This is a genomic window from Acetobacter aceti NBRC 14818, from assembly GCF_000193495.2.
GTDB lineage: Bacteria > Pseudomonadota > Alphaproteobacteria > Acetobacterales > Acetobacteraceae > Acetobacter > Acetobacter aceti.
Map to the genome: position 1 here is coordinate 1,385,534 of NZ_AP023410.1, position 20,334 is coordinate 1,405,867.

A 20,334-nucleotide genomic window follows, 5' to 3' on the forward strand; every position below is an offset into this window, starting at 1 on the left:
AACTTTCTGGCGGAGTGACCCTTTTCATTTCCAAAAAAAAGGTGCTTTTGTTGCGAACAATCGGCCAGAGGGATGATGACAAAAGAGCTTTTTCCAAAAGTAAGGGGGGGCCAGATATTTGGCGAACTTTCTGCTTGGACGTCCGTAGCCGACATCATGGTCGCAGCGCGTATTCTTGAAGCGCGAACCGTTCCTGGTGATCAACCCGAGAGTTTGTTACTAATGCCTCTTGAGCATTCTGAACCTTCGTTTGCAGATATCTTCGCACTTCTGCTCGGATACTTGATCGATGGATACGTGGTTCCTGCACAGAAGATTGCCGTTTGTCGCGCTCTCGATCCACAGATTACTGACGCTACTGGATATGCTTTGCAATCTCTGCGTTTCAGACCCACCATTCAGCTGGGCAGAGTTGCCGGACTAAACAACAAGCTTGCATTTTATATTCAGGACCAACCTGCCGCGATTGAGCTTATCCGGGCGCCTTTGAACTGTCTCATGGATCTTTATTTGGATAAGTACGAATTCACTAAGGGCTTGCGTTACACCGTTGCCGAATCTGAGAAGAAGACGGGAAGCCGTCCTCCGATTTTCCATCGGCCGTATGCCGATGCCTGTCTGCCCAGTTTTATCGAAGCTGCGTGTTTCTATGCATTTGGCTTCGAGGTCGGAACCCAATTCGCGTTGCCTGGCCAAACCAACATCGACATTGCCTACCGTGCCGTGAATGTTCAAACGCTCCCTCCAGTGGATCCTGCTGCTTTGGAGATCGCAATTCAGGCTGGACAGAGGATGCTCGATGCACTCCATTGACCAGCTATTCGCTCACTTGGATAACATCAATCCGATTGCGGACCGTGTCTCACCTGCCTGCAACATAGGACAAGTTAACAACAGTGCAGGAACACCGGGATTCGTCGACGGCATTTACGGAAATTGTTGGAGTTGGACCCCAGCCCACGGTGCTGCTGTCTATGGGCGCACGGATGATCTGCCAATTGGCCCCCTAGATCGACTTGCCAATGGAGTATTTTTACGTGTCCCGTATCGCCGAGTGCCTGTCATTGAAGTCGGCTCCATTGAAGAAGTTCGTGCTATAGCGAGTAGTGTGAAATCAGGAGATCCAAACGTCCGCGGTGTATGGCGTGGGCAGTCGAGCCATTACACGACGGAGAAAGCAGGCCGTACTAAAGATGAACTGCTCCGGTTGTATGGAGCGGAAGACGTTGATGAGCCGTCATTGTTACCTTCCGCAGCGAGGACTGGTCTGTACTTCCCGGATAGCTTCAGCGCATGGTCGGCGTTACTGGATCTCTATGTTCACGAAAGGGCGCGAGAACATAGTAATCAGCGAGAACTGCTGAATTTCGTAAACTCCTATCGCTATCGGATGTGGGGTTTTGCAACAGCACAGCATTATGGTCTTCCAAGCGTAGGATTAGACGTCACCCACGAGATCGATGTTGCTTTATTTTTCGCTCTTCATACATTCGAGACGAACATTGAGGGCATCATCACGGCTACGCGTGCGGCTCCAAGTGACGCACCAATCATCTATGGCCTCGGTGGCTTCTCCGATCATGAACTGTTTGAGGACGAGAAACTGGCACCAAAACGTCTTTTGTGCACCCGGCCACGCGCTCAATCAGCAATGTTCTTCTCGACGGGCTGGGGGCACGCGCCTAACAATGCCGCTCAACGGATTTATGTCGCTTTGAAACTAGTAGGACATGAGACGTGGAAGTTTGACTTCGAGCCTTCGCATTATTTTCCCAGATCACAAGACGACGAGTTCCTTCGATTCCTTCTAGAGCGCAAGAGTGAACTGAAACTACCTATTGTCCAAAATTTACTATCGAAGATTTACTACATTCCTTGAGCAGCAGAGGGCGCTCCCGAAGTCATCAGCATAAACCGAATTTATGTCCGCTTGTGAGAAGCTTCCCAGCAGTGTGGAACGACTACAGTAAAGCGCGCAGCGGTCGTCACACATAGTCGCACGAACGGCAGAAAACATTTCTGGACGCTCCAAACCGGACCTTCCTTTTACCCCGCCATAGCAGACGCTTCAGTACACCCGCCCCAAAACTCTACCCTGCCGCTGCAGGAATCTCCATCGGGCGATTATCCTCACCCACAGCGACAAACACGAATTTGCCGTGCGTCACCAGTTGCCGCTCATGCGACTGTCTGACCCGTCGCCATGCCTGCACACCGATCGTCATGGAGGTGCGTCCAACCTTGAGAATGTCCGTATAGACCGACAGTTCATCCCCAACGGCCATCGGGGCAAGGAAGGACACGCCATCAATGGCGACGGTCACGGTCTTTGAACCGGCGGCCCGCATTCCCGCTGCCGAACCTGCCGCCAGATCCATCTGGGACATGACCCAGCCACCGAAAACATCGCCTGCGGCGTTGGTATTGCTCGGCATGGCGATGACACGGATGGTCAGTTCACCCGACGGTTCCTTGATCTCGTTTGACAGCATGAACGTCCTCACTTCCGTCTAGCGCAGCGCCGATCGAGAATGGGCGAAAAGGATGCCGTCGGCAACTGACGTCCTCGTTCTTTGCGCCCTACTCAGTGACTGTAGAGCGCTTCCGGTGTAACAAGCGGGTCCGAAATCGTTTCCAGACCATTCGGTCCAAACTGCCGGTAGAAACAGCTACGGCGTCCGGTGTGACAGGCCACGCCGGTCTGATCGACCAGCAGCAGAACAGCATCGCCGTCACAGTCGAGGCGCGCTTCGACCAGCTTCTGCACCTGTCCGGACGTCTCGCCCTTGCGCCATAGCGACTGGCGGCTGCGCGACCAGTAGCAGACCTGCCCCGTCAACAATGTTTCCCGGAGTGCATCCCGGTTCAGCCAGGCGACCATCAGCACTTCGCCACTGTCGTGCTGCTGAGCGATACCGCAGACCAGACCGTTTGCATCAAAGGCAACGCGTTCCAGTTCACGATCGACGGCCTCAGCCGTTGGACGAACAGTTTCCTGACGAACGCTTTTCACGATGACGCTTCTCCCACACCAGCAGTCTGGCTGCTTTTCTCTGCCGCCAGCACAGTGGTAAACCATGTTGGCACCCGCGGCACAATCCGATGGTCTTCTGCCTCAAGATGAAGGCTCACTGCCTCGGGCCTGAGAAACGCCAGACCGCAGTGATCGTGGCTCGAACGGATCTGTCCCACTTCACGCCCATCGGCGGTCACAAGCGTTCCCGGCGCAGGCAGCACGGCTTCGGACGCCACGGGCACCAGCCGACGCTTGACCAGCCCACGATAATGGGTCCGCGCTGTCAGCTCCTGCCCCATGTAGCAGCCCTTGGTCCAAGAGATACCGTTGAGCAGATCAAAGTTGGCCTCAAGCAGCAGGGTCTTTTCAGGCTCACAATCACGGACACCGTCTGGCAGTCCCAGCACGAGCCGGTGCAGATCATACGCCACGGCATCCGCTTTCGCGGCGGCTGATGGTTCCAGCATGAGAAGACGCCAACCCGCTTCCGGCAGGCGCGGGTCCGGCACGACAATCGCGTTTTCCACGGTCGCAACATCAGGCAGGCCACCCCACGCCGCATGCACGACAAGGCGCGTTTCCTGAATGCTCACATCCGAGCGGAGACGGAATTTCGACAGGGTTTCGACCAGCATGGCGCTCTGCGAAGCCGCGCAGTCGAGAAGGAGGCAGGGCTCGTCAGGATCAGCGATAATGAAGAAGTCGGCTTTCCAGCGTCCCTGCGGCGTGAGCAGAGCGGCCCATACCGCTTTTCCCGGCTCCACAGCGTCCACATCATTGGAAACCAGTCCCTGAAGAAACCTGACGCGGTCCTCACCTCTGACGGCTATCACCGCCCGATCTGTCAGGTGAGCAAAATAAGTCATTATCCAATCTCCCGGAGGTCTGTGACCTCGTCGATCCTGCAGAGGCGTCCGGAAGATTGGTCTTCACCCCACTCCATACAAGTGACAAGTTCTACATTTTCAGGAAAGAAATCTCACTTTCCGATTAGCGACGTCCTATATGCCCTCCCGGACAGGACGACTTCTCTCGCTGGCGGTCTTCAACTGACCGCAGGCCGCCAGAATATCGCGCCCACGCGGTGTGCGGATTGGAGAGGCAAAACCGGCATCCATGACGATCTGGGCAAACTTCGCCTGCTGTTCGCGGGTGGACGGCTTGTAGTCGCTGCCGGGCCAAACGTTGAATGGAATCAGGTTCACCTTGGCCGGAATACCGCGAATCAGGCGCACCAGTTCGCGAGCGTCCGCCTCGCTGTCATTGATGCCGCGCAGCATGATGTATTCGAACGTGATCCGCCGTGCATTGCTCGCCGCCGGGTAGCGACGGCAGGCCGCGATCACCTCTTCAATGGGATATTTCCGGTTGAGCGGCACGATCTCGTCGCGCAGGTCATTGCGCACGGCATGCAGTGACACCGCGAGGTTGATGCCGAGTTCATCGCCACAGCGGTCCATCAGTGGCACGACGCCGGACGTGGACAACGTGATACGACGACGGGACAGGCCGATCCCCTCCCCGTCCATGATGATCCGCATGGCCTTGGCCACGTTCTCGTAATTGTAGAGCGGCTCGCCCATACCCATCAGCACGATGGTGGACAGCAGACGCGGCGTATCCCCTTTCGGACTGGGCCATTCGTTATAGGAATCGCGCGCAGCCATGAACTGGCCGACGATTTCCGCAGCGCCGAGGTTACGCACCAGTTTCTGCGTGCCGGTATGACAGAAGGTGCAGGAGAGAGTGCAGCCTACCTGCGAGGAAATGCACACCGCGCCACGATCCTCGCGGCGGTCAGGGATATAGACCGTCTCGGCTTCCTGTCCGTCGCGGAAGCGGAACAGGAACTTGCGCGTCTCGTCCTGTGAGGTCTGCACGACGGCCGGATCGGGGCGTCCGACGATGAACCGCTCCGCCAGCTTCTGCTGAAGCGGCTTGGCGATGCTGGTCATCTTCGTGAAATCGGTCACGCCCTGATGATAGATCCAGTGCCAGAGCTGCTTGGTGCGGAACGGTTTCTCGCCAATGGCGACCAGTTCCTCGGTCAGTTCCTCGCGTGACAGCCCGACAAGGTCGCGCCGCCCATCGGCAAGCTGGATCGGCGGCGGTGAGAACAGCGCCGACTTCGCGAGAATCCGCTCCCGGTCGGCGGCGTCAAGCGCGAAGTCCGTGTCGCTCATAACCTTGTATCTTCCTGTTCGATCGAAAAAGAGTCGTAAAGGCGGCCTCCTACCACGGACAGCGGGGAAAATGGAGAAAAATCGGCAGCCGATGCGGCTCATCCGAGGATTGCTTACCCGGATGCTCCGCCATTACACAGCACTCCCCTTCACCTTATCCAGATGGAGGCCGATATGGCCCTGCGTCAGATTGTGATGTTCCCAGATCAGAGGCTGCGTCTCGTCGCCGACTCCGTCACCTATTTCGACGAGACGCTTCGGTCTCTGGCCACGGACCTTCTCGACACCATGCGGGCCGCGCCCGGAATAGGAATCACCGCTCCCCATATCGGTGTTGCGCAACGTGTTGTCGTGCTGGAACTCCCGGATGCGCCGGGGCCGCAAACCTACATCAATCCGGAGATTATCGAGGCTTCCAAGGAAACAATCCGTCTGGATGAAGGCAGTATCTCCATGCCCGGCGTCACCGGCACGGTCGAACGGTCAGCCCGTGTTCGTGTGCGCTATCAGGATCTCGAAGGGACTGAGCACGTCGAAGAAGCTGAAGGACTGCGTGCTGCCTGTCATCAGCATGAGATCGACCAGCTGAACGGCCTGTTCTGGACCCAGCGGCTGTCCCCTTTAAGACGTGGAAAAGTCATGGCCCAGTTCGAGAAACTCCGTCGCCGGTAATTTCCCCGCTTCTCTCCGCGACAGAAGACATCAGTTCCGAGACCATTCGTTACGCCCTTTCCGCCTCTCACCTGATAGAGCTGTCAGTCACGGGATGACATTTCCCCGATCCCTCTTGTCAGGTGACACTTCATGCGTTTCAGGCAGTTCCCGACAGGAGACATGTCTTCTGTCAGGCCGTGGACGCACATTTTGAATGCGCGGACGGCAGACGACCTCGGGCTCTTTTCTCCTTCATGACATCCATTACTGTGCCCACCGGCAGAGATCGCATTGGCGGTTATCTGACCGGGCTGGCGTTCAACGGCAGCGTAGGGCTGATGCGTCTTCTCGGTATAGGACTGTCGTCCGGCATCGGTGGCTTTCTCGCAGGAACCATTGGTCCGCTTCTACCTGTCTCGCGAGTTGCCAGAGGCAATCTTACCCTCGCCTTCCCCCACATGGACACAAAACAGCAGAAGAGAATTGTCCGGGGCGCTTGGAATAATCTTGGGCGCGTGGTCGGGGAGTTTTCCCATCTCAAAAAGATGGAATGCACTCTGGTGGGACCGGGCTGGGAGATTTCAGGACAGGAACATATCGAGGCTGCGCGGAAAAACGGTCTGCCGCCCCTGTTCTTCTCGGCCCATCTGGGCAACTGGGAAATGATTCTGCCCATCGCTGGCGCATTGGGTCTGCCTGTCGGCGGTGTTTACCGGGCGTCATCAAATCCGGTGATCGAACGTCTGATCCAGCGGCTTCGCAGCGAGGCAGGGCACGGAACGCGAATGTTCCCCAAGGGAGCACGTGGTGCGAGAGACATCATCGGCCATCTGAGCGCTGGCGGCACGTTGGGACTGCTGGTGGACCAGAAGATGAATGACGGTATCGCCGTTCCCTTCTTCGGACAGACAGCGTGGACGGCCCCTGCCCTCGCCCAGCTAGCCGCACGCTTTAAGCGCAACATCGTGCCGATCCATGTCGTGCGGATCGGCAAGGCCCGGTTCCGGCTGGTGTGTGAGCCTGCCTTGGATTTTGCCACCACTGGCGAACGTACAGCCGATCAGTTGTCGATCATGAAGGCCGTGAACGCACATCTTGAAGGCTGGATCAAAGCAGAGCCTGAGCAATGGCTGTGGTTCCATCGGCGATGGCCGAAAACGGTGGTGAGTTCGACGGTGCATGAGGAGATGGCTGCGTAGACGCGCTTTTTCATGCGGCGCAAAGGTCGTTCATCGGACTGAAATGAAGCGCCTCTTTGTTCGCTCTTTTCAGGTCCTTCGGAAAGATTCTGGGACGAGAAACGGCCTCGTTCACCCGGTCCGGCGTGCGCCGATCAGAAACTCGCGGTTACCTTCCGGACCGGTAATCGGGCTGGCTTCCACGCCCAGCACTTCCCAGCCCGGCAGCGTCTTCCACCAGTCGGAAATCATGGCGCAGACCTGCTCATGAATAGCAGGATCGCGAACGACGCCTTTCGCCCCCACATGCTCACGTCCGGCCTCGAACTGGGGCTTGATGAGCGCAACAGCCCACGCATCCGGTGTGGTGAGTGACAGCGCGGCAGGTAGCACCGTGCGCAGACCGATAAAGCTGGCGTCACACACCACTGCCCCAATGGGATCGGGGATAAGCGTGGCGTCCAGCGCCCGGGCATTCTGCTTTTCCATTACCACGACACGCGGATCGGAGCGCAGCTTCCACGCTAACTGGCCATGCCCGACATCGACGGCATAGACCTTGCTCGCACCATTGGTCAGCAGGACATCGGTAAAGCCGCCAGTAGACGCCCCTACATCCAGACCGATCCGACCTTCAGCAGAAAAACCGAAAAATGGCAGTGCATGGGAGAGCTTCAGGCCACCCCGTGAAACCCACGGATGATCCTGCCCCTTGAGCGCCAGAGGAGCATCTTCGGCAATCTGGTCGCCAGCCTTCGCTATACGACGGTCACTTGTATAGACAAGCCCCGCCATGATGAGGGCCTGCGCCTTCGTGCGGCTTTCGACCAGTCCCCGATCAACAAGGAGCTGGTCTACGCGGCGCTTCGCCATAAATCAGGCGATCTGTTCGCTCGCACTCACCCCCAGCGCATTGAGCGCTGTTTTGACGATATATGGGGCGTTGAGGTGTGCGACGTTGTATTGCTCGAACTGGCTGTCATGGTCGATGAACATATCCGGGAGCGTCATGGTGCGCAGACGGACGTTGTCGAGCAGGCCGGTCTTTGAAAGATGCTGGGCCACAAACGATCCGAACCCTCCGACCGAGCCTTCCTCGATGGTGATCAGAACGGCGTGGTCGCGGGCAAGTTGCTCGACAAGCTGCGTATCCAGCGGCTTGGCGAAGCGGGCGTCGGCGACTGTCGGCGGCAGGCCGTGCGCAGCCAGCTGGTCGGCGGCCTTGAGCACTTCCTGCAGGCGCGGACCGAGCGACAGGATGGCGATGCCACCCTTCTCGCGGCCGGACTGCTGGCCCATCTCGCGGACGATGCGACCCTTGCCGATCTGGATGATCTCGCCCTTCGCGGGCAGCTCCAGACCGTAGGTGTTGCCACGCGGATAGCGCAGGGCGATCGGGCCTTCATCGAACTCGCAGGCCGTGGCCGTCATGTTCAGCAGCTCGATCTCGTCGGACGGCGCCATGATGGTCATGCCCGGCAGGCAGCCCAGATAGGCGATGTCGAACGAACCCGCATGCGTCGCGCCGTCTGCGCCAACCAGACCGGCGCGGTCGATGGCGAAGCGGACCGGCAGCTTCTGCAGCACCACATCATGCATGACCTGATCGTAGGCGCGCTGCAGGAAGGTGGAGTAGATCGCGCAGAACGGCCGCAGCCCTTCCGTCGCCATACCGGCAGCGAAGGTGACGGCGTGCTGTTCGGCGATGCCGACATCGAAGAACCGGTCGGGGAATTTGGTGGCGAACTTGTCGAGACCCGTGCCGGACGGCATGGCGGCGGTGATCGCGGCGATGCGGTTGTCCGTGGAGGCGCGGTCGATCAGTTCGCGGGCGAAGATGTTGGTCCAGGACGGCGGTCCCGGAGGCGCCTTCTTCTGCTCGCCGGTGACGACGTTGAACTTCGCCACGGCGTGATACTTGTCGCCCGCGGCCTCGGCCGGCTTGTAGCCATGACCCTTCTCGGTGATGACATGCAGCAGGATCGGGCCCTGATCCGTGTCGCGCAGGTTGCGCAGGATCGGCACCAGCTGGGTCATATCGTGGCCATCGACGGGGCCGACATAATAGAAGCCAAGTTCCTCGAACAGCGTGCCGCCGGTGATCATGCCGCGGGCATATTCCTCGGCCTTCTTGGCGGTGCGTTCCAGACGGTTGGGCAGTTTCTTCACGAACTTCCCGGCGAGGTCACGCAGGCCCATGAACTGGCGCGAGGACATCAGGCGGGAGAGGTAGTTCGACATCGAACCGACCGGCGGCGCGATGGACATCTCGTTGTCGTTGAGGATGACGATCAGCCGTTCCGCACCCTCACCGGCGACGGCGGCGTTGTTCATCGCCTCATAGGCCATGCCAGCGGAAATCGAGCCGTCGCCGATCACCGCGATGACATTGCGCTCGCGGTAGGACGGGTCTTCCTCGGCGCGCAGATGGTGCGCAACCGCCATGCCGAGGCCGGCGGAAATGGAGGTGGAGGAGTGGGCCGCGCCGAACGGGTCGTATTCGCTCTCGGAGCGGCGGGTGAAGCCCGACAGGCCGCCCGGCTGGCGCAGGGTGCGAATACGGTCACGGCGTCCGGTGATGATCTTGTGTGGATAGGCCTGATGGCCCACGTCCCAGATCAACCGGTCGTCGGGGGTGTCGAACACGGCGTGGATTGCGACCGTCAGTTCCACCACGCCCAGCGAGGCACCGAGGTGGCCGCCTGTCGTGGAGACCGTCTCGACCGTTTCGGAGCGCAGCTCGTCCGCGACCTGCTTCAGCTGGTCAATCGACAGGTTCCGAAGGTCAACAGGGTGCGAAACACGATCCAGCAACGGAAAGCGCCCACGCGTGGGGATGGGTCCTGACGTATCGCTCATGGCTCTCAGCTCCTGCGCTCTACGACGTAACGCGCAAGGTCGCGCAGCCGATCAGCTTTCTCTCCAAAAATATCAAGGGCATGGCAGGCGCGCTCGGCCAGCTTCTCGGCTTCCTTGCGTGCACCATCGATACCCAGCAGCGCCACGAAGGTGGACTTTTCGGCAGCCTGATCCTTGCCAGCCGTCTTGCCGAGTTCTTCCTCGGTCGCTGTCGCATCCAGAACATCATCTGCAATCTGGAAGGCCGCGCCGATATCGCGACCGTAATTGGCGATACGCTCACGCTGTTCCGGATTCGCACCCCCCAGAATCGCGCCCGCCTCTGCCGAGTAGCGAATCAGGCAACCCGTCTTCAGGGCATGCAGATGGCTGACTTCCTTGAGGGAAAGAGCGCGACCCTCGCCTTCCATGTCGATCATCTGACCGCCGACCATGCCCTGAGCGCCGGAAGCCTGCGCCAGAGCGAGCACCAGCTGGATACGGACAGATGCATCCGGGTGGGTCTCAGTCTCGGCCAAAACCTCGAAGGCGCGCGTCTGGAGGGCGTCACCGGCAAGGATGGCTGTCGCCTCATCGAATTTGCGGTGGGTGGACGGCTGGCCACGGCGGAGATCGTCGTCGTCCATCGCGGGCAGGTCATCGTGAACGAGAGAGTAGGCATGCAGCATCTCGACTGAGGCCGCTGCGCGATATGCCCCTTCTTCGCCACCCTGTCCCGTGAACATGGATGCCACTTCGGCCACAAGATAGCCGCGCAGGCGCTTGCCGCCGCCGAGTGTTGCGTAACGCATGGCGTCGATCACGCGGGCCTCTGGCCCGTCCACACGGGGAATCAGCCGGTCAAGCATCCCCTCCACGGCTGCGGCACGTTGCTTGAGGGATGTGCTCAGCGCTTCGGATGACGTGCTGGAAGAAGCGGGGCTTTGGCTTGCACCGGGGTTGGTCATGACGAACTTCAATCCACGTTCTTGGCGTCAAGTGAGCCATCAGCCCGTTTGACGATAGCCTGCACGCGCTCTTCGGCCTCGCGCAGTTTACTTTCACAGTGAGCACGCAGTGCCGCACCGCGTTCATAGGATGTGATGGCCTCTTCAAGCTTGAGCTGTCCGCCTTCAAGACTGCGAACGATCCGCTCAAGTTCGGTGAGGGCGTCCTCGAAGGACAGGGAATTCGTATCGCCCGTCATGTCAAATAGCATCCTCAATGGGTCATCAAGCCGCTGCCCTTACCCCGCAGACACGCCGATGCCAAGACCGAAGGTGATATTCTGAGGCTACTTTTCCCTGCGAAATGGACGATTTTGCGACAGATGTCGCCTGTTCGCATCAGCTTCGCCAGCCGTTCAGGCGGGTTCATCGCTCTTTTTACGGATCACGAAAGACAGCACACCCGCCTCTTCTCCGAACGCGACAAGTGCGTGTCCCGTCTCCCGGCAGAAGCTGCGAAAATCGGCTGAAGAGGCACGGTCGGTCGCCAGCACGCGCAGATGGTCCCCGGCGACAAGCCCACGCAGGGCCTTGTTGGCTTTCAGGACAGGCAACGGACAGGAGAGACCTCTCACATCCAGAAGAGTCTCACTCATGTTTTCTCTCCCTGACTTTCAGCAACGACCCAAGGCTGCATGACGGCAGCACTCCAGGCCATTTTTTGTCCGGCACCCATTGGACAGTAGCAACATTGCCCGGCGCTTCGGGAGATCAGCTTACGTGACACCATGGGGCAGGCTCACCAGAAAACGGTCAGACCTTTTGTGGCCATATGTATTCAAGCTTGGATTCGACCACCGCCTGACCCAGATAAATAAACCAAACGTCTTAGCCTGATAGCCTGACTTTACCTGCAGGTCGTCAGAAGATCTGGCAACGGGACAGGGTTAAAGACGAAGCACTTCATCTTTTCTGACCCACGGAAAACTCACGATATCGTTCAGCAGGATAAGCCGCTCTACATCCCTGCCTGGCAACGTCTGCAATCCTGCCAGCCTTGAGTCCACAAGACGCGGCCTGTCGAGTTCAATCACGCCCGGATTACGAAACTCGGTGATCGCCAGACCTATATTTCGCAGCAAAGGGTCATCCGTCGCTTCTGGCGGAGCGTCACAGGTCAGCATTTCCCATTCAAAAACGGCATCCCGATCACACATAACCGCGGAGATTTCATCCTCGGCTCCCGGCTGAAAACTCATGAACTTGCTCGAGACAGGATTCCGCAAGGCCAGCTTGCCCTCGTCCTGAGGGACAACCTGCCAGGCCAGTACAGTCGCAACCCTTGGATCATACTGCGCAGTCAAGGGCAGAAAACGCGATGGTACCGTGAAGAACACGTAATCAGGGATCGAAGAAATTCCCAGCGCCACAACGGGAACGTGGAAAGGGGAATCCTCCAGCAGGCGAGTATGCTCAAGCCGACCACTGCCCGTGTGGGCAACAAAAGTCGTGCCGAAATGCGTCGAAAAGGACAGCCGGGAGACAACAGGGAAATCGGAGTTCATTGTGCTACCCTCAGAATATTCCCTTCAGAACCCGCAGCAGTTGGATCAAACAGGCAGGAGAGCATCGTGTCGCTCAGACGGGATTGCAGTGAATAGAGAAAAGGAAGCATGGCATCGATCCGCTCCCTCGGCATGAAGTACGGGTGAACGTTGCGGTCGTAATCGACAAAGAGGCCTATTCCGCAACGCGCCCGGCGGATATCGCTGCGTCGGCGGGATTTCTGCACAAAATGTTCTGCGCTCCGGATGACGTAGTGATTAATGACGGCACGGCTCCAGTCGGGCTCGGCGACTGTCCGATCATCATTCGCGACCTGCCACTCGACCGCCTCGCCATTGGGCGTGACGTAGCGACCTTCTACGGCAAAACGGTGCGGATTGATGTAACGCGTCTCGGTCTTCTTGGGCCGGAAAAACGATTTCAGGCTATGGTTGAGGAAATAATCCTTCTCGGTATACATGGTGTAATTTTCGAAAACATTCGGGCTTGGCGGTTTTTCAACATGCCTGTTGCTGCCAAAGCACCTCCAGTTGATGGCAATGCCATCGATATCATCTGCATAGCGTGAGAGAAATGTGCTGACAGTCTCGCCATTCAGGATGTTGAGGTATTCATCGGCATCAAGAACAAGCAGCCAGTCAAATTCCGGACGAAACTCATCTATCGCCGCCATGTAAGTCTGTGCCTGTCGATGATTGAACCATTGCGCCTGCACGGCCCGACGAGGACGGATGTCAAAGACACCAGCGGCGGCATTGATGATCTCCCATGTACCGTCCGTCGAATAGTCATCGTAGATGATGATGGAATTGAACCCCAGTGACAGATGCCAGGAGATCCACCACAAAATATCCTCAACTTCATTACGGACGAACAGAACAAGACCACACTTCACGCAACTCTTCCTCTCATTACGCCCCAGATCTTAACGCGTTTATATATCAAACATTTTTGAATAATAAAAACAAAGGCAACCTAACATATTTTATGAATAATTCCACAAATTTAGATGTTGGTTTATTTTCCGATTCTGGAAACAAACCTGTAACCTTTCAGCGTTCGGGGCTGGAGCCTGACTGCACTATCTGCTTTGAAGTGATCAACAGATCGCTTCGCACGATACGCAGTAACGGATAGTCAGCATGAACAGCATACGCCTTGGAATCGACCTGGGTGGCACCAAGATCGAAGTCGTGGCCATGAACCCCACCGGCGATATCCTTCTGCGTGAACGCGTGCCGAATCCGGGATCATACGAACCGATGATGATCGCCATCCGGGATCTGCTGGATTCCACCACGGCCAAGCTCGGGCTGGATGAAAGCGGTCGCGGCGCACGTCTTCCTTTCGGAATCGGTATCCCCGGTTCGATCGACGACACGACCGGCCTGATCAAGAACGCCAACGCTACGTGGCTGAACACCATGCCGTTCGGTGTCGATCTCCCCAGAGTCACGGGCCGTCAGGTTCGGGTCGAAAATGACGCCAACTGCTTCGCCCTGTCTGAGGCCATCGACGGTGCGGCGAGCGGGCGCAACATCGTCTTTGGCATCATCATCGGCTCCGGTATGGGCGGAGGGCTGGTCGTAAACCGCAAACTCATCAGCGGCCATCACCACATCGCAGGTGAATGCGGGCATATTCCCCTTCCCTGGCCGCGTCTGGAAGAATTCCCGATGCCGCGTTGTTTCTGCGGAAACGAAGGGTGCCTTGAACGCTTCCTTTGCGGTCCAGCTCTGGCGGCAGCGTGGAAAGGCGAAGGCTCCCGCAGCGCGGAAGGTATTGAGGAAGCCGCAGCAGCCGGAGACCGTAAAGCGCAGGCAGCCCTTGATTCCTATGTGGATTATCTGGCTCGCGCCTGCGCACTGTTCATCAACCTTCTGGACCCGGACGCCATCGTCTTCGGTGGCGGCGTATCCAACCTGAAAGCCACGCTTGCACGCGTGCCGGGGCTGCTCCCGCGCAATGTCATAACGCCTGTGTGCAAGACGGAACTGCTTGTCAACAAACATGGAGACAGTTCAGGTGTCCGGGGGGCTGCATGGCTTTGGGACATCGAGGATATCCGCTGAATGCAGGCAAATACCCGGTTCTGTGCCGGGATTGTCCTGACCTGTTCTGGCCACAGGGCAGCGCAGCCGTTTCGCGCTGCCCCAACTGCGGTTCCCGGCGGCTGGTTTCCCACCCTGAACTGACGCGCCTTTCCATCGTCCATATTGATTGCGACGCCTTTTTCGCCAGCGTCGAAAAGCAGCGCCGTCCTGAACTGAAGGGGAAACCTCTTCTCGTGGGCGGCACAGGGGAGCGCGGGGTCGTGAGCACGGCCTGCTATATCGCCCGCCTGAACGGCGCCCGCTCCGCCATGCCGATGCGCCGCGCCCGCGCACTCTGTCCGGACGCCGTTATTCTTCCGCCCGACATGTCGGCCTATCGGGCCGTGGCCGAAAGCATCCGGGTCATGATGCGGGAACTCACCCCGCTAGTGGAAGTAAAGTCCATCGACGAAGCAGTACTGGACCTGTCCGGCACACGGGAACTCCACGGCGCGCCACCCTGTGTCGTGGTCGCACGACTGGCGCAACGAGTGGAGAGGGAGCTGGGCGTGACGATTTCGGTCGGCCTCGCCACGAATACCATGATGGCCAAACTCGCCGCCGGAATCGACAAGCCGCGCGGTTATGGCGTGATTGGTTCGGAAGCGCGGGAGTGGTTGGCGGATAAACCGGTCAGACTTTTACCCGGTATCGGCAAGGCTCAGGAGGACTCCCTGCAAAAGCGTGGCCTTGTAAAACTGGGCGCGATCGCCGCCCTGACGCCTGAAGAAGCGCTGCGCCGACTGGGACCGCGTGGACCGGAGCTGGTGGCGCGAGCGCGGGGAGAAGGCTCTCGAAAGGTCACGCCTTTCCATCCGGTAAAATCTGTCAGCACCGAAGTGACATTCTCGCGCGATATCCAGGATGCGACCCTGCTGGAACGGGAATTGTGGGATCTCTGTGAACAGTTGGCGCTACGTCTGAAGCGCAAGGAAGTCTCGACGCAGGGGATCTCGCTCAAACTGCGCACGGCCAGTTTTCACACCCGCAGTCGGGCGATGAAGCTGCATACACCAACTGTTCTGCCAGACCGCCTGTTTCAGGCCGCCCGCCCTCTCCTCGCAGCGGAAGTCGGCGATACGGCCTTCAGACTGATCGGTCTCGGTTCAAACGGACTGGCGCCGCTGGATGATGCCGATCCGCCAGACCTTGCTGACGAACAGACGCAGAGCCGGGTTGCCATGCAGCAGGCTATTGACGCCCTGCGCTCGCGATTTGGGAAAGCTGCCATTCAGCGCGGGCGGGCGCTGGGCGACAGGTCTGAATAGGTCCTGCGCGGGCTGCTCAGACGTGAAAACTCATCCCGCAGCCGCACCGACCTTTTTCATTGGGATTACTGAACACAAAACCGGACTCGAAATCGCCCATCTGATAGTCCATCTGTGACCCGATCAGAAACAGCACCGCCTTCTGGTCGATCAGCACCGTGACACCCTGACTGGTGACACGCTCATCGCCGGGCGTCCCCGCCTCATCGACGAAGTTCATGTCGTAGGCGTGGCCAGAGCACCCTTTGGTGCTGACCGAAATGCGCAGCAACTGTCCGACGTTCGCTCCTTTATACAGTTCCCGCAGACGGTCAGCAGCTTTCTCCGTAAGCGTGATAACCGGCGGGAGCTCACGAACCGGACGGGAAGGAGCCTGGCCTGCTGAAGTCTGTGTATTCATCTCGGCGTCTCCGAACTCAGAACATGTTGAGGGCAAGGCGGGCCTCGTCGCTCATGCGCGACATATCCCACGGCGGATCCCACACGACATCGACCTCCGCAGAGGTAACGCCCGGCACCTTTTCCACGGCCTCACGCACCTGCACGGGCAGTTCCTGTGCGCTGGGGCAGTTGGGAGCCGTGAGCGTCATTTCAACTTTCACGCGGCCATCATCATGCAGGTCAATCGCGTAGATCAGGCCAAGCTCATAGATATTCACCGGGATTTCCGGATCATGCACGGTTGCGATCGCATCGACGACGGCATCTTCCGATGGCGCACCAGTCGTAGCCGGCTGCACTTCTCCATCGGGCGTCCAGTGCGCAACCTGCCCCTGCTGGGCTTCCGCAGCATCCTTGTTTTCAACTGACAACTCGGTGTCCTGCGGCGTCATCTTGCGTTCGTCCTGTGCGGGCATGATATCGGTCATTGAGTGAGCGCCTCCCCCAGCGCTGTCCAGGGCAATGTCGCACACCGCAGGCGGGAGCGATGGGTTCTCAAAGGGCGAAATGCCTGCAACCCCACGGGTAAAACATCCTCGTCCGCAACCATGTTCTGCGAAGAAGGGGTCTCAAGCATATCGGTAAACCGACACCCCAATTCAAGAGCATCAGTCACGGAACGGCCTGTCACGGCTTCCGCCATCAGGTCAGCGGAGGCCATGCAGATCGCACAACCGCGTGTCTGGTGACGCACAGCGTCAATGGTCCCGGCGGTCGCGCGCAGTGAGAGCGTCACGCGATCGCCGCAGACCGGGTTATTCCCCTGCACCCTCGCCGTTTCCTCTTCCACGCTCCCCGAAAACTCAGGCTTGCGGGAGCGGGAGAGAATCAGTGCGTCGTAACAGGATGATCCGTCCATGACCGGCCTATACGAAAAGCTGCCGGATACGCTTGAGCGTTTCCGCAAGTGTATCGATTTCTTCTTCGGTCGTATAAATGCCGAAGCTGGCGCGCGCCGTGGCCGTTAACCCCAAGCGATGCATCAGGGGTTCGGCACAGTGATGCCCTGCCCTGACTGCGATCCCGTTCCGGTCCAGCAGCGTGGCGATGTCATGGGGATGCACATCATCCATTGTAAAGGAGATGACCCCACCACGCTCTTTCGGCTTTCCGATAACCGAGAAACCCGGAACCTCAGGCAGCACGCGCAGGGCATGCTCTGTCAGGGCGGCTTCATGCGCACCGATGGCCTCGTAGCCAATGCTCTCGACCCAGTCGATGGCGGTGCCAAGGCCAACAGCTTCCACAATCGCCGGTGTGCCTGCCTCGAACTTTGCCGGAATGGGTGCCCAGGTGGACTTTTCGAACGTCACGCTCGAAATCATGTCGCCACCCCCCATGAAAGGCGGCATGGCTTCCAGTAGTTCCCGACGCGCCCACAGCACACCAATGCCCGTCGGTCCATACAGTTTATGGCCGGTAAAAGTATAGAAATCGACACCAAGTTTCTGCACATCGACCTTGCGATGCACGACAGCCTGACTGCCATCGAGCAGGATTTTTGCCCCAGCGTCGTGCGCCATCGTCACCAGACGCTCGGCCGGCGTGATGGTGCCCAGCACGTTCGACATATGCGTGATGGCGACCAGAGCCACCTTGCCGTCTGACAGCAGCCGACCATAGGCATCCAGATCGAGATCACCGTCATCTGTGATGGGCGCGACACGCAGCTCGATCCCGACCCGATCACGCAGCATCTGCCACGGCACCAGATTGGCGTGATGCTCCATCTCGGAAATCAGCACAGCCTGTCCCGGCTTCAGCAAACTGCCATAGGAATAAGCGACAAGATTGATCGCCTCAGTGCTGTTGCGGGTAAAGACAATCTCCTCACGCGCACCGCCAAGGAAGGACGCCACGCGGTTGCGGGACGCCTCATAATCCTCCGTCGCCCGCTCGCTCATCCAGTGCAGACCACGATGGATGTTCGCATATTGCGAGCGCATCATTTGCGACATGGCGTCTATGACAGCATCCGGCTTCTGGGCGGAAGCAGCACTATCCAGAAAAACCAGCGGCTTTCCATGGACCTTTTCCGACAGGATCGGAAACTGCGCTCTGATGTCTGCGATATTCATGCAGTTTTCTCCGCTGCACCAACACGCTGGCTCAAGGCCGTTGCGAGTGTCTGATGCAGCACTGTCCGCAGCATTTCATCTTCAACAAGGTCAACGGCTTCAACCAGAAAAGCCTCGACCAGCATCTGACGCGCCTGATCGTCAGGAATGCCACGGCTTCGCAGATAGAAAAGCTGGTCGTCATCCAGCGCGCCGACTGTCGCACCGTGGCTGCATTTGACGTCGTCTGCGTAAATCTCAAGCTCTGGCTTGGCATTGATCTCAGCCGACGGTGACAGCAGCAGCGCCTGATTCATCTGGTAGCCATCGGTCTTCTGCGCAACACGTTCGACCAGAACCTTGCCCTGAAACACGGCCCGCGAGTGATCAGACAGAACATTGCGCACGGTCTGACGCGAGATGCAGTCGGGTGCCGCGTGCGCAATCACGCTGGTAATGTCGCCAACCTGCGAAGCCGCAAGAAGCTGTGCGCCATTCACATGCACCGCAGCGTGATTGCCATGCATCGTGGCATGCACTTCATGACGCGCCAGCACGGAGCCGAGACCGAGTGTGAAGCTGTCATAAGCAGCCCGCACGGCGATATCCGCATAGACCGTCGCCAGATGAACAGCGTTCTCGGCTTCCTGCTGGATCTTCACATGCGTCAAATGGGCTTTTTCGGCAATCGCACAGCTCAGAACCGGATTGTGCAGATAAGCACCTGCGTTTTCAGAAGCCGCGATTTCGATAACCGAGAGAGAAGCGCCCTCGCCCAGCGTGATGCTGTGACGCGGATGAAACGACACATCGCTATCCGTGCCAAGCGCCAGAGAGACGAGCACGAGCTGTCCAGCCTGCTTGCCGGGAGCCACTGTGATCTGCACACCGTCATCGGCCAGCGCGGTGTTCAGCGCAACCATGCCTTCACGGTCAGGAGACGCCAGGATGCCGAAATCCGGTGACTGAACGAAGGATGTGCAGGACACGCCTTCCGGCAGGTCTGTCGATGACAGTGACGGCGCAAACCGGCCATTCACCAGCACCAGCCGGGGAAGCGCCGCAATCGCTGCATCCGGTGGCAGGATACGCGTCAGCGCAGCCTGAGCCGCGGATTCATCAAAGCCGACGGGTGCATCAGCAAAAACACGTCCTGAGAGCGCGCGTAGATTGGTGTAATGCCACGCTTCGACACGCGGTGTCGGAAGCCCCGTGCGGGCCAGAGCGCCAGCGGCAGCCTTGCGATCCTCGCCTTTCACATCGGAAAGACGGGCCGCAAACGGCTCAAGACTCAGCGTGATCGGTGCGATGGCGTTCATGCCGCCTCCTTGAGAAAGGCTGCATAACCTTCCTCATTGATCTGCTTGGCCAGTTCCGGACCGCCACTGCGAATGATGCGCCCCTTCGCCATGACATGCACCCGATCCGGACCGAGATAATCGAGCAGTTTCTGATGGTGCGTGATCACCAGCGCCGAGAAGTCCGGTGAGCGCAGGTTCTGCACGCCTTCTGCGACAATCCGCAGCGCATCCACGTCGAGACCACTATCCGTCTCATCGAGAATGGCCAGTGTTGGCTGAAGCATGGTCATCTGAAGCACTTCGTTGCGCTTCTTCTCACCACCGGAGAAGCCGACATTGACGTTACGCTTGAGCATGTCGTCAGCCATGGAGAGATTCTTCGTGGCGGCGCGCACAGCTTTCAGAAATCCGACAGCATCCAGCTCCGGCGCGTTACGTGCACGGCGGACCGCGTTGACTGCGGTGCGCAGGAAGTTGGCGTTGTTCACGCCCGGCAGTTCCACAGGCGACTGAAAGGCAAGGAAGATACCGGCAGCAGCCCGCTCTTCCGGCTCCATGGCCAGCAGATCCTCGCCCTTGAACAGGGCCGATCCTGCCGTGACTTCATAATCCTCACGACCAGCAAGCACATAGGACAGGGTGGACTTGCCACAGCCGTTCGGCCCCATGATCGCGTGCACTTCACCCGGTGGGATGACCAGATCAACACCGCGCAGGATTTCCTTAGGGGTGCCATCGGCGTCGATGCTGGCGTGCAGGCCGGAAATCTTCAGTAATTCGCTCATTTCTTCC

Annotated in this window: 23 protein-coding genes; 6 read left to right on the forward strand and 17 right to left on the reverse strand. The window is 58.6% G+C overall.

Annotated features, from left to right (window positions below):
- Positions 1 to 72: 72 nt before the first annotated feature.
- Together EMQ_RS06230 and EMQ_RS06235 are read left to right on the forward strand one after the other, a co-directional pair.
- Entirely contained in the window at positions 73 to 813 is a 741-nt protein-coding gene (locus EMQ_RS06230) for a hypothetical protein (RefSeq protein ID WP_010666891.1), read from the forward strand.
- Positions 800 to 1,879 (forward strand): FRG domain-containing protein, encoded by a 1,080-nt coding sequence (locus EMQ_RS06235; RefSeq protein WP_010666890.1) that lies wholly within the window; start codon positions 800 to 802, stop codon positions 1,877 to 1,879. The genes EMQ_RS06230 and EMQ_RS06235 overlap by 14 nt, the downstream gene beginning before the upstream one ends.
- 211 nt (positions 1,880 to 2,090) lie before the next feature.
- Here EMQ_RS06235 and EMQ_RS06240 read toward each other — a convergent pair whose 3' ends face one another.
- The 4 genes from EMQ_RS06240 to rlmN all read right to left on the reverse strand — a co-directional run bounded on the left by EMQ_RS06240 (position 2,091) and on the right by rlmN (position 5,199).
- Positions 2,091 to 2,492, reverse strand: coding sequence for an acyl-CoA thioesterase (locus EMQ_RS06240; RefSeq protein ID WP_010666889.1), 402 nt, complete (start codon positions 2,490 to 2,492; stop codon positions 2,091 to 2,093).
- Positions 2,493 to 2,584: 92 nt separating this feature from the next.
- Entirely contained in the window at positions 2,585 to 3,013 is a 429-nt protein-coding gene (gene hisI / locus EMQ_RS06245; protein ID WP_010666888.1) for a phosphoribosyl-AMP cyclohydrolase, read from the reverse strand.
- Entirely contained in the window at positions 3,010 to 3,882 is an 873-nt protein-coding gene (ygfZ, locus tag EMQ_RS06250) for a CAF17-like 4Fe-4S cluster assembly/insertion protein YgfZ (protein WP_010666887.1), read from the reverse strand. Before ygfZ ends, hisI begins: the two co-directional genes overlap by 4 nt.
- 135 nt (positions 3,883 to 4,017) lie before the next feature.
- Positions 4,018 to 5,199, reverse strand: a complete 1,182-nt coding sequence (gene rlmN, locus EMQ_RS06255) for a 23S rRNA (adenine(2503)-C(2))-methyltransferase RlmN (protein ID WP_010666886.1) — start codon at positions 5,197 to 5,199, stop codon at positions 4,018 to 4,020.
- Between the two features lie 174 nt (positions 5,200 to 5,373).
- Here rlmN and EMQ_RS06260 point away from each other — a divergent pair, with 174 nt between their 5' ends.
- Positions 5,374 to 5,871 carry a peptide deformylase gene (locus EMQ_RS06260; protein ID WP_010666885.1) on the forward strand — a complete coding sequence of 166 codons (498 nt, stop codon included), beginning with the start codon at positions 5,374 to 5,376 and terminating at the stop codon, positions 5,869 to 5,871.
- A 236-nt stretch (positions 5,872 to 6,107) separates the two neighbouring features.
- The gene (locus EMQ_RS06265; protein WP_031941485.1) at positions 6,108 to 7,052 is read left to right on the forward strand and encodes a lysophospholipid acyltransferase family protein; all 945 of its coding nucleotides are present in this window, start codon (positions 6,108 to 6,110) and stop codon (positions 7,050 to 7,052) included.
- A 111-nt stretch (positions 7,053 to 7,163) separates the two neighbouring features.
- On the opposite strand, the gene EMQ_RS06270 is transcribed toward EMQ_RS06265, so the two are convergent.
- From EMQ_RS06270 to EMQ_RS06300, 7 genes are all read right to left on the reverse strand, one after another.
- Complete coding sequence (locus EMQ_RS06270; RefSeq protein ID WP_010666883.1) at positions 7,164 to 7,904, reverse strand: TlyA family RNA methyltransferase; 741 nt, start codon at positions 7,902 to 7,904, stop codon at positions 7,164 to 7,166.
- A gap of 3 nt (positions 7,905 to 7,907) precedes the next feature.
- A complete protein-coding gene (gene dxs / locus EMQ_RS06275; RefSeq protein WP_018308297.1) occupies positions 7,908 to 9,890 on the reverse strand; it encodes a 1-deoxy-D-xylulose-5-phosphate synthase in 1,983 nt (660 codons plus the stop codon).
- 5 nt (positions 9,891 to 9,895) lie between these two features.
- Entirely contained in the window at positions 9,896 to 10,837 is a 942-nt protein-coding gene (locus EMQ_RS06280) for a polyprenyl synthetase family protein (RefSeq protein WP_026200167.1), read from the reverse strand.
- 8 nt (positions 10,838 to 10,845) lie between these two features.
- Positions 10,846 to 11,076 (reverse strand): exodeoxyribonuclease VII small subunit, encoded by a 231-nt coding sequence (locus EMQ_RS06285; RefSeq protein WP_010669009.1) that lies wholly within the window; start codon positions 11,074 to 11,076, stop codon positions 10,846 to 10,848.
- 156 nt (positions 11,077 to 11,232) lie between these two features.
- Positions 11,233 to 11,472 (reverse strand): sulfurtransferase TusA family protein, encoded by a 240-nt coding sequence (locus EMQ_RS06290; protein ID WP_010669008.1) that lies wholly within the window; start codon positions 11,470 to 11,472, stop codon positions 11,233 to 11,235.
- A 291-nt stretch (positions 11,473 to 11,763) separates the two neighbouring features.
- Complete coding sequence (locus EMQ_RS06295; RefSeq protein WP_010669007.1) at positions 11,764 to 12,381, reverse strand: hypothetical protein; 618 nt, start codon at positions 12,379 to 12,381, stop codon at positions 11,764 to 11,766.
- The gene (locus EMQ_RS06300; protein ID WP_018308296.1) at positions 12,378 to 13,277 is read right to left on the reverse strand and encodes a glycosyltransferase family 2 protein; all 900 of its coding nucleotides are present in this window, start codon (positions 13,275 to 13,277) and stop codon (positions 12,378 to 12,380) included. Before EMQ_RS06300 ends, EMQ_RS06295 begins: the two co-directional genes overlap by 4 nt.
- 247 nt (positions 13,278 to 13,524) lie before the next feature.
- Between EMQ_RS06300 and EMQ_RS06305 the strand changes: the two genes are divergently transcribed.
- Positions 13,525 to 14,454 carry an ROK family protein gene (locus tag EMQ_RS06305; RefSeq protein WP_010665712.1) on the forward strand — a complete coding sequence of 310 codons (930 nt, stop codon included), beginning with the start codon at positions 13,525 to 13,527 and terminating at the stop codon, positions 14,452 to 14,454.
- Positions 14,424 to 15,743, forward strand: coding sequence for a DNA polymerase IV (locus EMQ_RS06310; protein WP_010665711.1), 1,320 nt, complete (start codon positions 14,424 to 14,426; stop codon positions 15,741 to 15,743). The genes EMQ_RS06305 and EMQ_RS06310 overlap by 31 nt, the downstream gene beginning before the upstream one ends.
- A 16-nt stretch (positions 15,744 to 15,759) precedes the next feature.
- On the opposite strand, the gene EMQ_RS06315 is transcribed toward EMQ_RS06310, so the two are convergent.
- From EMQ_RS06315 to sufC, 6 genes are read right to left on the reverse strand one after another with little or no spacing between them, the layout of a single operon-like run.
- Positions 15,760 to 16,143, reverse strand: a complete 384-nt coding sequence (locus EMQ_RS06315; RefSeq protein ID WP_010665710.1) for a HesB/IscA family protein — start codon at positions 16,141 to 16,143, stop codon at positions 15,760 to 15,762.
- Positions 16,144 to 16,159: 16 nt separating this feature from the next.
- Positions 16,160 to 16,612: an SUF system Fe-S cluster assembly protein gene (locus EMQ_RS06320; RefSeq protein WP_010665709.1), complete on the reverse strand. Its 453-nt coding sequence runs from the start codon at positions 16,610 to 16,612 to the stop codon at positions 16,160 to 16,162.
- Positions 16,609 to 17,043 (reverse strand): Fe-S cluster assembly sulfur transfer protein SufU, encoded by a 435-nt coding sequence (sufU, locus tag EMQ_RS06325; protein ID WP_010665708.1) that lies wholly within the window; start codon positions 17,041 to 17,043, stop codon positions 16,609 to 16,611. The genes EMQ_RS06320 and sufU overlap by 4 nt, the downstream gene beginning before the upstream one ends.
- A gap of 7 nt (positions 17,044 to 17,050) precedes the next feature.
- Positions 17,051 to 18,262, reverse strand: coding sequence for an aminotransferase class V-fold PLP-dependent enzyme (locus EMQ_RS06330; protein WP_010665707.1), 1,212 nt, complete (start codon positions 18,260 to 18,262; stop codon positions 17,051 to 17,053).
- The gene (sufD, locus tag EMQ_RS06335) at positions 18,259 to 19,560 is read right to left on the reverse strand and encodes a Fe-S cluster assembly protein SufD (protein WP_010665706.1); all 1,302 of its coding nucleotides are present in this window, start codon (positions 19,558 to 19,560) and stop codon (positions 18,259 to 18,261) included. The genes EMQ_RS06330 and sufD overlap by 4 nt, the downstream gene beginning before the upstream one ends.
- Positions 19,557 to 20,327 carry a Fe-S cluster assembly ATPase SufC gene (gene sufC / locus EMQ_RS06340; protein ID WP_010665705.1) on the reverse strand — a complete coding sequence of 257 codons (771 nt, stop codon included), beginning with the start codon at positions 20,325 to 20,327 and terminating at the stop codon, positions 19,557 to 19,559. Before sufC ends, sufD begins: the two co-directional genes overlap by 4 nt.
- Positions 20,328 to 20,334: the final 7 nt, after the last annotated feature.

What these genes read in the sequence shown, in the direction of transcription:
- EMQ_RS06230 (WP_010666891.1), top strand. Translation starts at nt 73, where the DNA reads ATGATGACAAAAGAGCTTTTTCCAAAAGTAAGGGGGGGCCAGATATTT.
- EMQ_RS06235 (WP_010666890.1), top strand. Translation starts at nt 800, where the DNA reads ATGCACTCCATTGACCAGCTATTCGCTCACTTGGATAACATCAATCCG.
- EMQ_RS06240 (WP_010666889.1), bottom strand. Translation starts at nt 2,492, where the DNA reads ATGCTGTCAAACGAGATCAAGGAACCGTCGGGTGAACTGACCATCCGT.
- ygfZ (WP_010666887.1), bottom strand. Translation starts at nt 3,882, where the DNA reads ATGACTTATTTTGCTCACCTGACAGATCGGGCGGTGATAGCCGTCAGA.
- rlmN (WP_010666886.1), bottom strand. Translation starts at nt 5,199, where the DNA reads ATGAGCGACACGGACTTCGCGCTTGACGCCGCCGACCGGGAGCGGATT.
- EMQ_RS06260 (WP_010666885.1), top strand. Translation starts at nt 5,374, where the DNA reads ATGGCCCTGCGTCAGATTGTGATGTTCCCAGATCAGAGGCTGCGTCTC.
- EMQ_RS06265 (WP_031941485.1), top strand. Translation starts at nt 6,108, where the DNA reads ATGACATCCATTACTGTGCCCACCGGCAGAGATCGCATTGGCGGTTAT.
- EMQ_RS06270 (WP_010666883.1), bottom strand. Translation starts at nt 7,904, where the DNA reads ATGGCGAAGCGCCGCGTAGACCAGCTCCTTGTTGATCGGGGACTGGTC.
- dxs (WP_018308297.1), bottom strand. Translation starts at nt 9,890, where the DNA reads ATGAGCGATACGTCAGGACCCATCCCCACGCGTGGGCGCTTTCCGTTG.
- EMQ_RS06280 (WP_026200167.1), bottom strand. Translation starts at nt 10,837, where the DNA reads ATGACCAACCCCGGTGCAAGCCAAAGCCCCGCTTCTTCCAGCACGTCA.
- EMQ_RS06285 (WP_010669009.1), bottom strand. Translation starts at nt 11,076, where the DNA reads ATGACGGGCGATACGAATTCCCTGTCCTTCGAGGACGCCCTCACCGAA.
- EMQ_RS06290 (WP_010669008.1), bottom strand. Translation starts at nt 11,472, where the DNA reads ATGAGTGAGACTCTTCTGGATGTGAGAGGTCTCTCCTGTCCGTTGCCT.
- EMQ_RS06295 (WP_010669007.1), bottom strand. Translation starts at nt 12,381, where the DNA reads ATGAACTCCGATTTCCCTGTTGTCTCCCGGCTGTCCTTTTCGACGCAT.
- EMQ_RS06305 (WP_010665712.1), top strand. Translation starts at nt 13,525, where the DNA reads ATGAACAGCATACGCCTTGGAATCGACCTGGGTGGCACCAAGATCGAA.
- EMQ_RS06310 (WP_010665711.1), top strand. Translation starts at nt 14,424, where the DNA reads ATGGCTTTGGGACATCGAGGATATCCGCTGAATGCAGGCAAATACCCG.
- EMQ_RS06315 (WP_010665710.1), bottom strand. Translation starts at nt 16,143, where the DNA reads ATGAATACACAGACTTCAGCAGGCCAGGCTCCTTCCCGTCCGGTTCGT.
- EMQ_RS06320 (WP_010665709.1), bottom strand. Translation starts at nt 16,612, where the DNA reads ATGACCGATATCATGCCCGCACAGGACGAACGCAAGATGACGCCGCAG.
- sufU (WP_010665708.1), bottom strand. Translation starts at nt 17,043, where the DNA reads ATGGACGGATCATCCTGTTACGACGCACTGATTCTCTCCCGCTCCCGC.
- EMQ_RS06330 (WP_010665707.1), bottom strand. Translation starts at nt 18,262, where the DNA reads ATGAATATCGCAGACATCAGAGCGCAGTTTCCGATCCTGTCGGAAAAG.
- sufD (WP_010665706.1), bottom strand. Translation starts at nt 19,560, where the DNA reads ATGAACGCCATCGCACCGATCACGCTGAGTCTTGAGCCGTTTGCGGCC.
- sufC (WP_010665705.1), bottom strand. Translation starts at nt 20,327, where the DNA reads ATGAGCGAATTACTGAAGATTTCCGGCCTGCACGCCAGCATCGACGCC.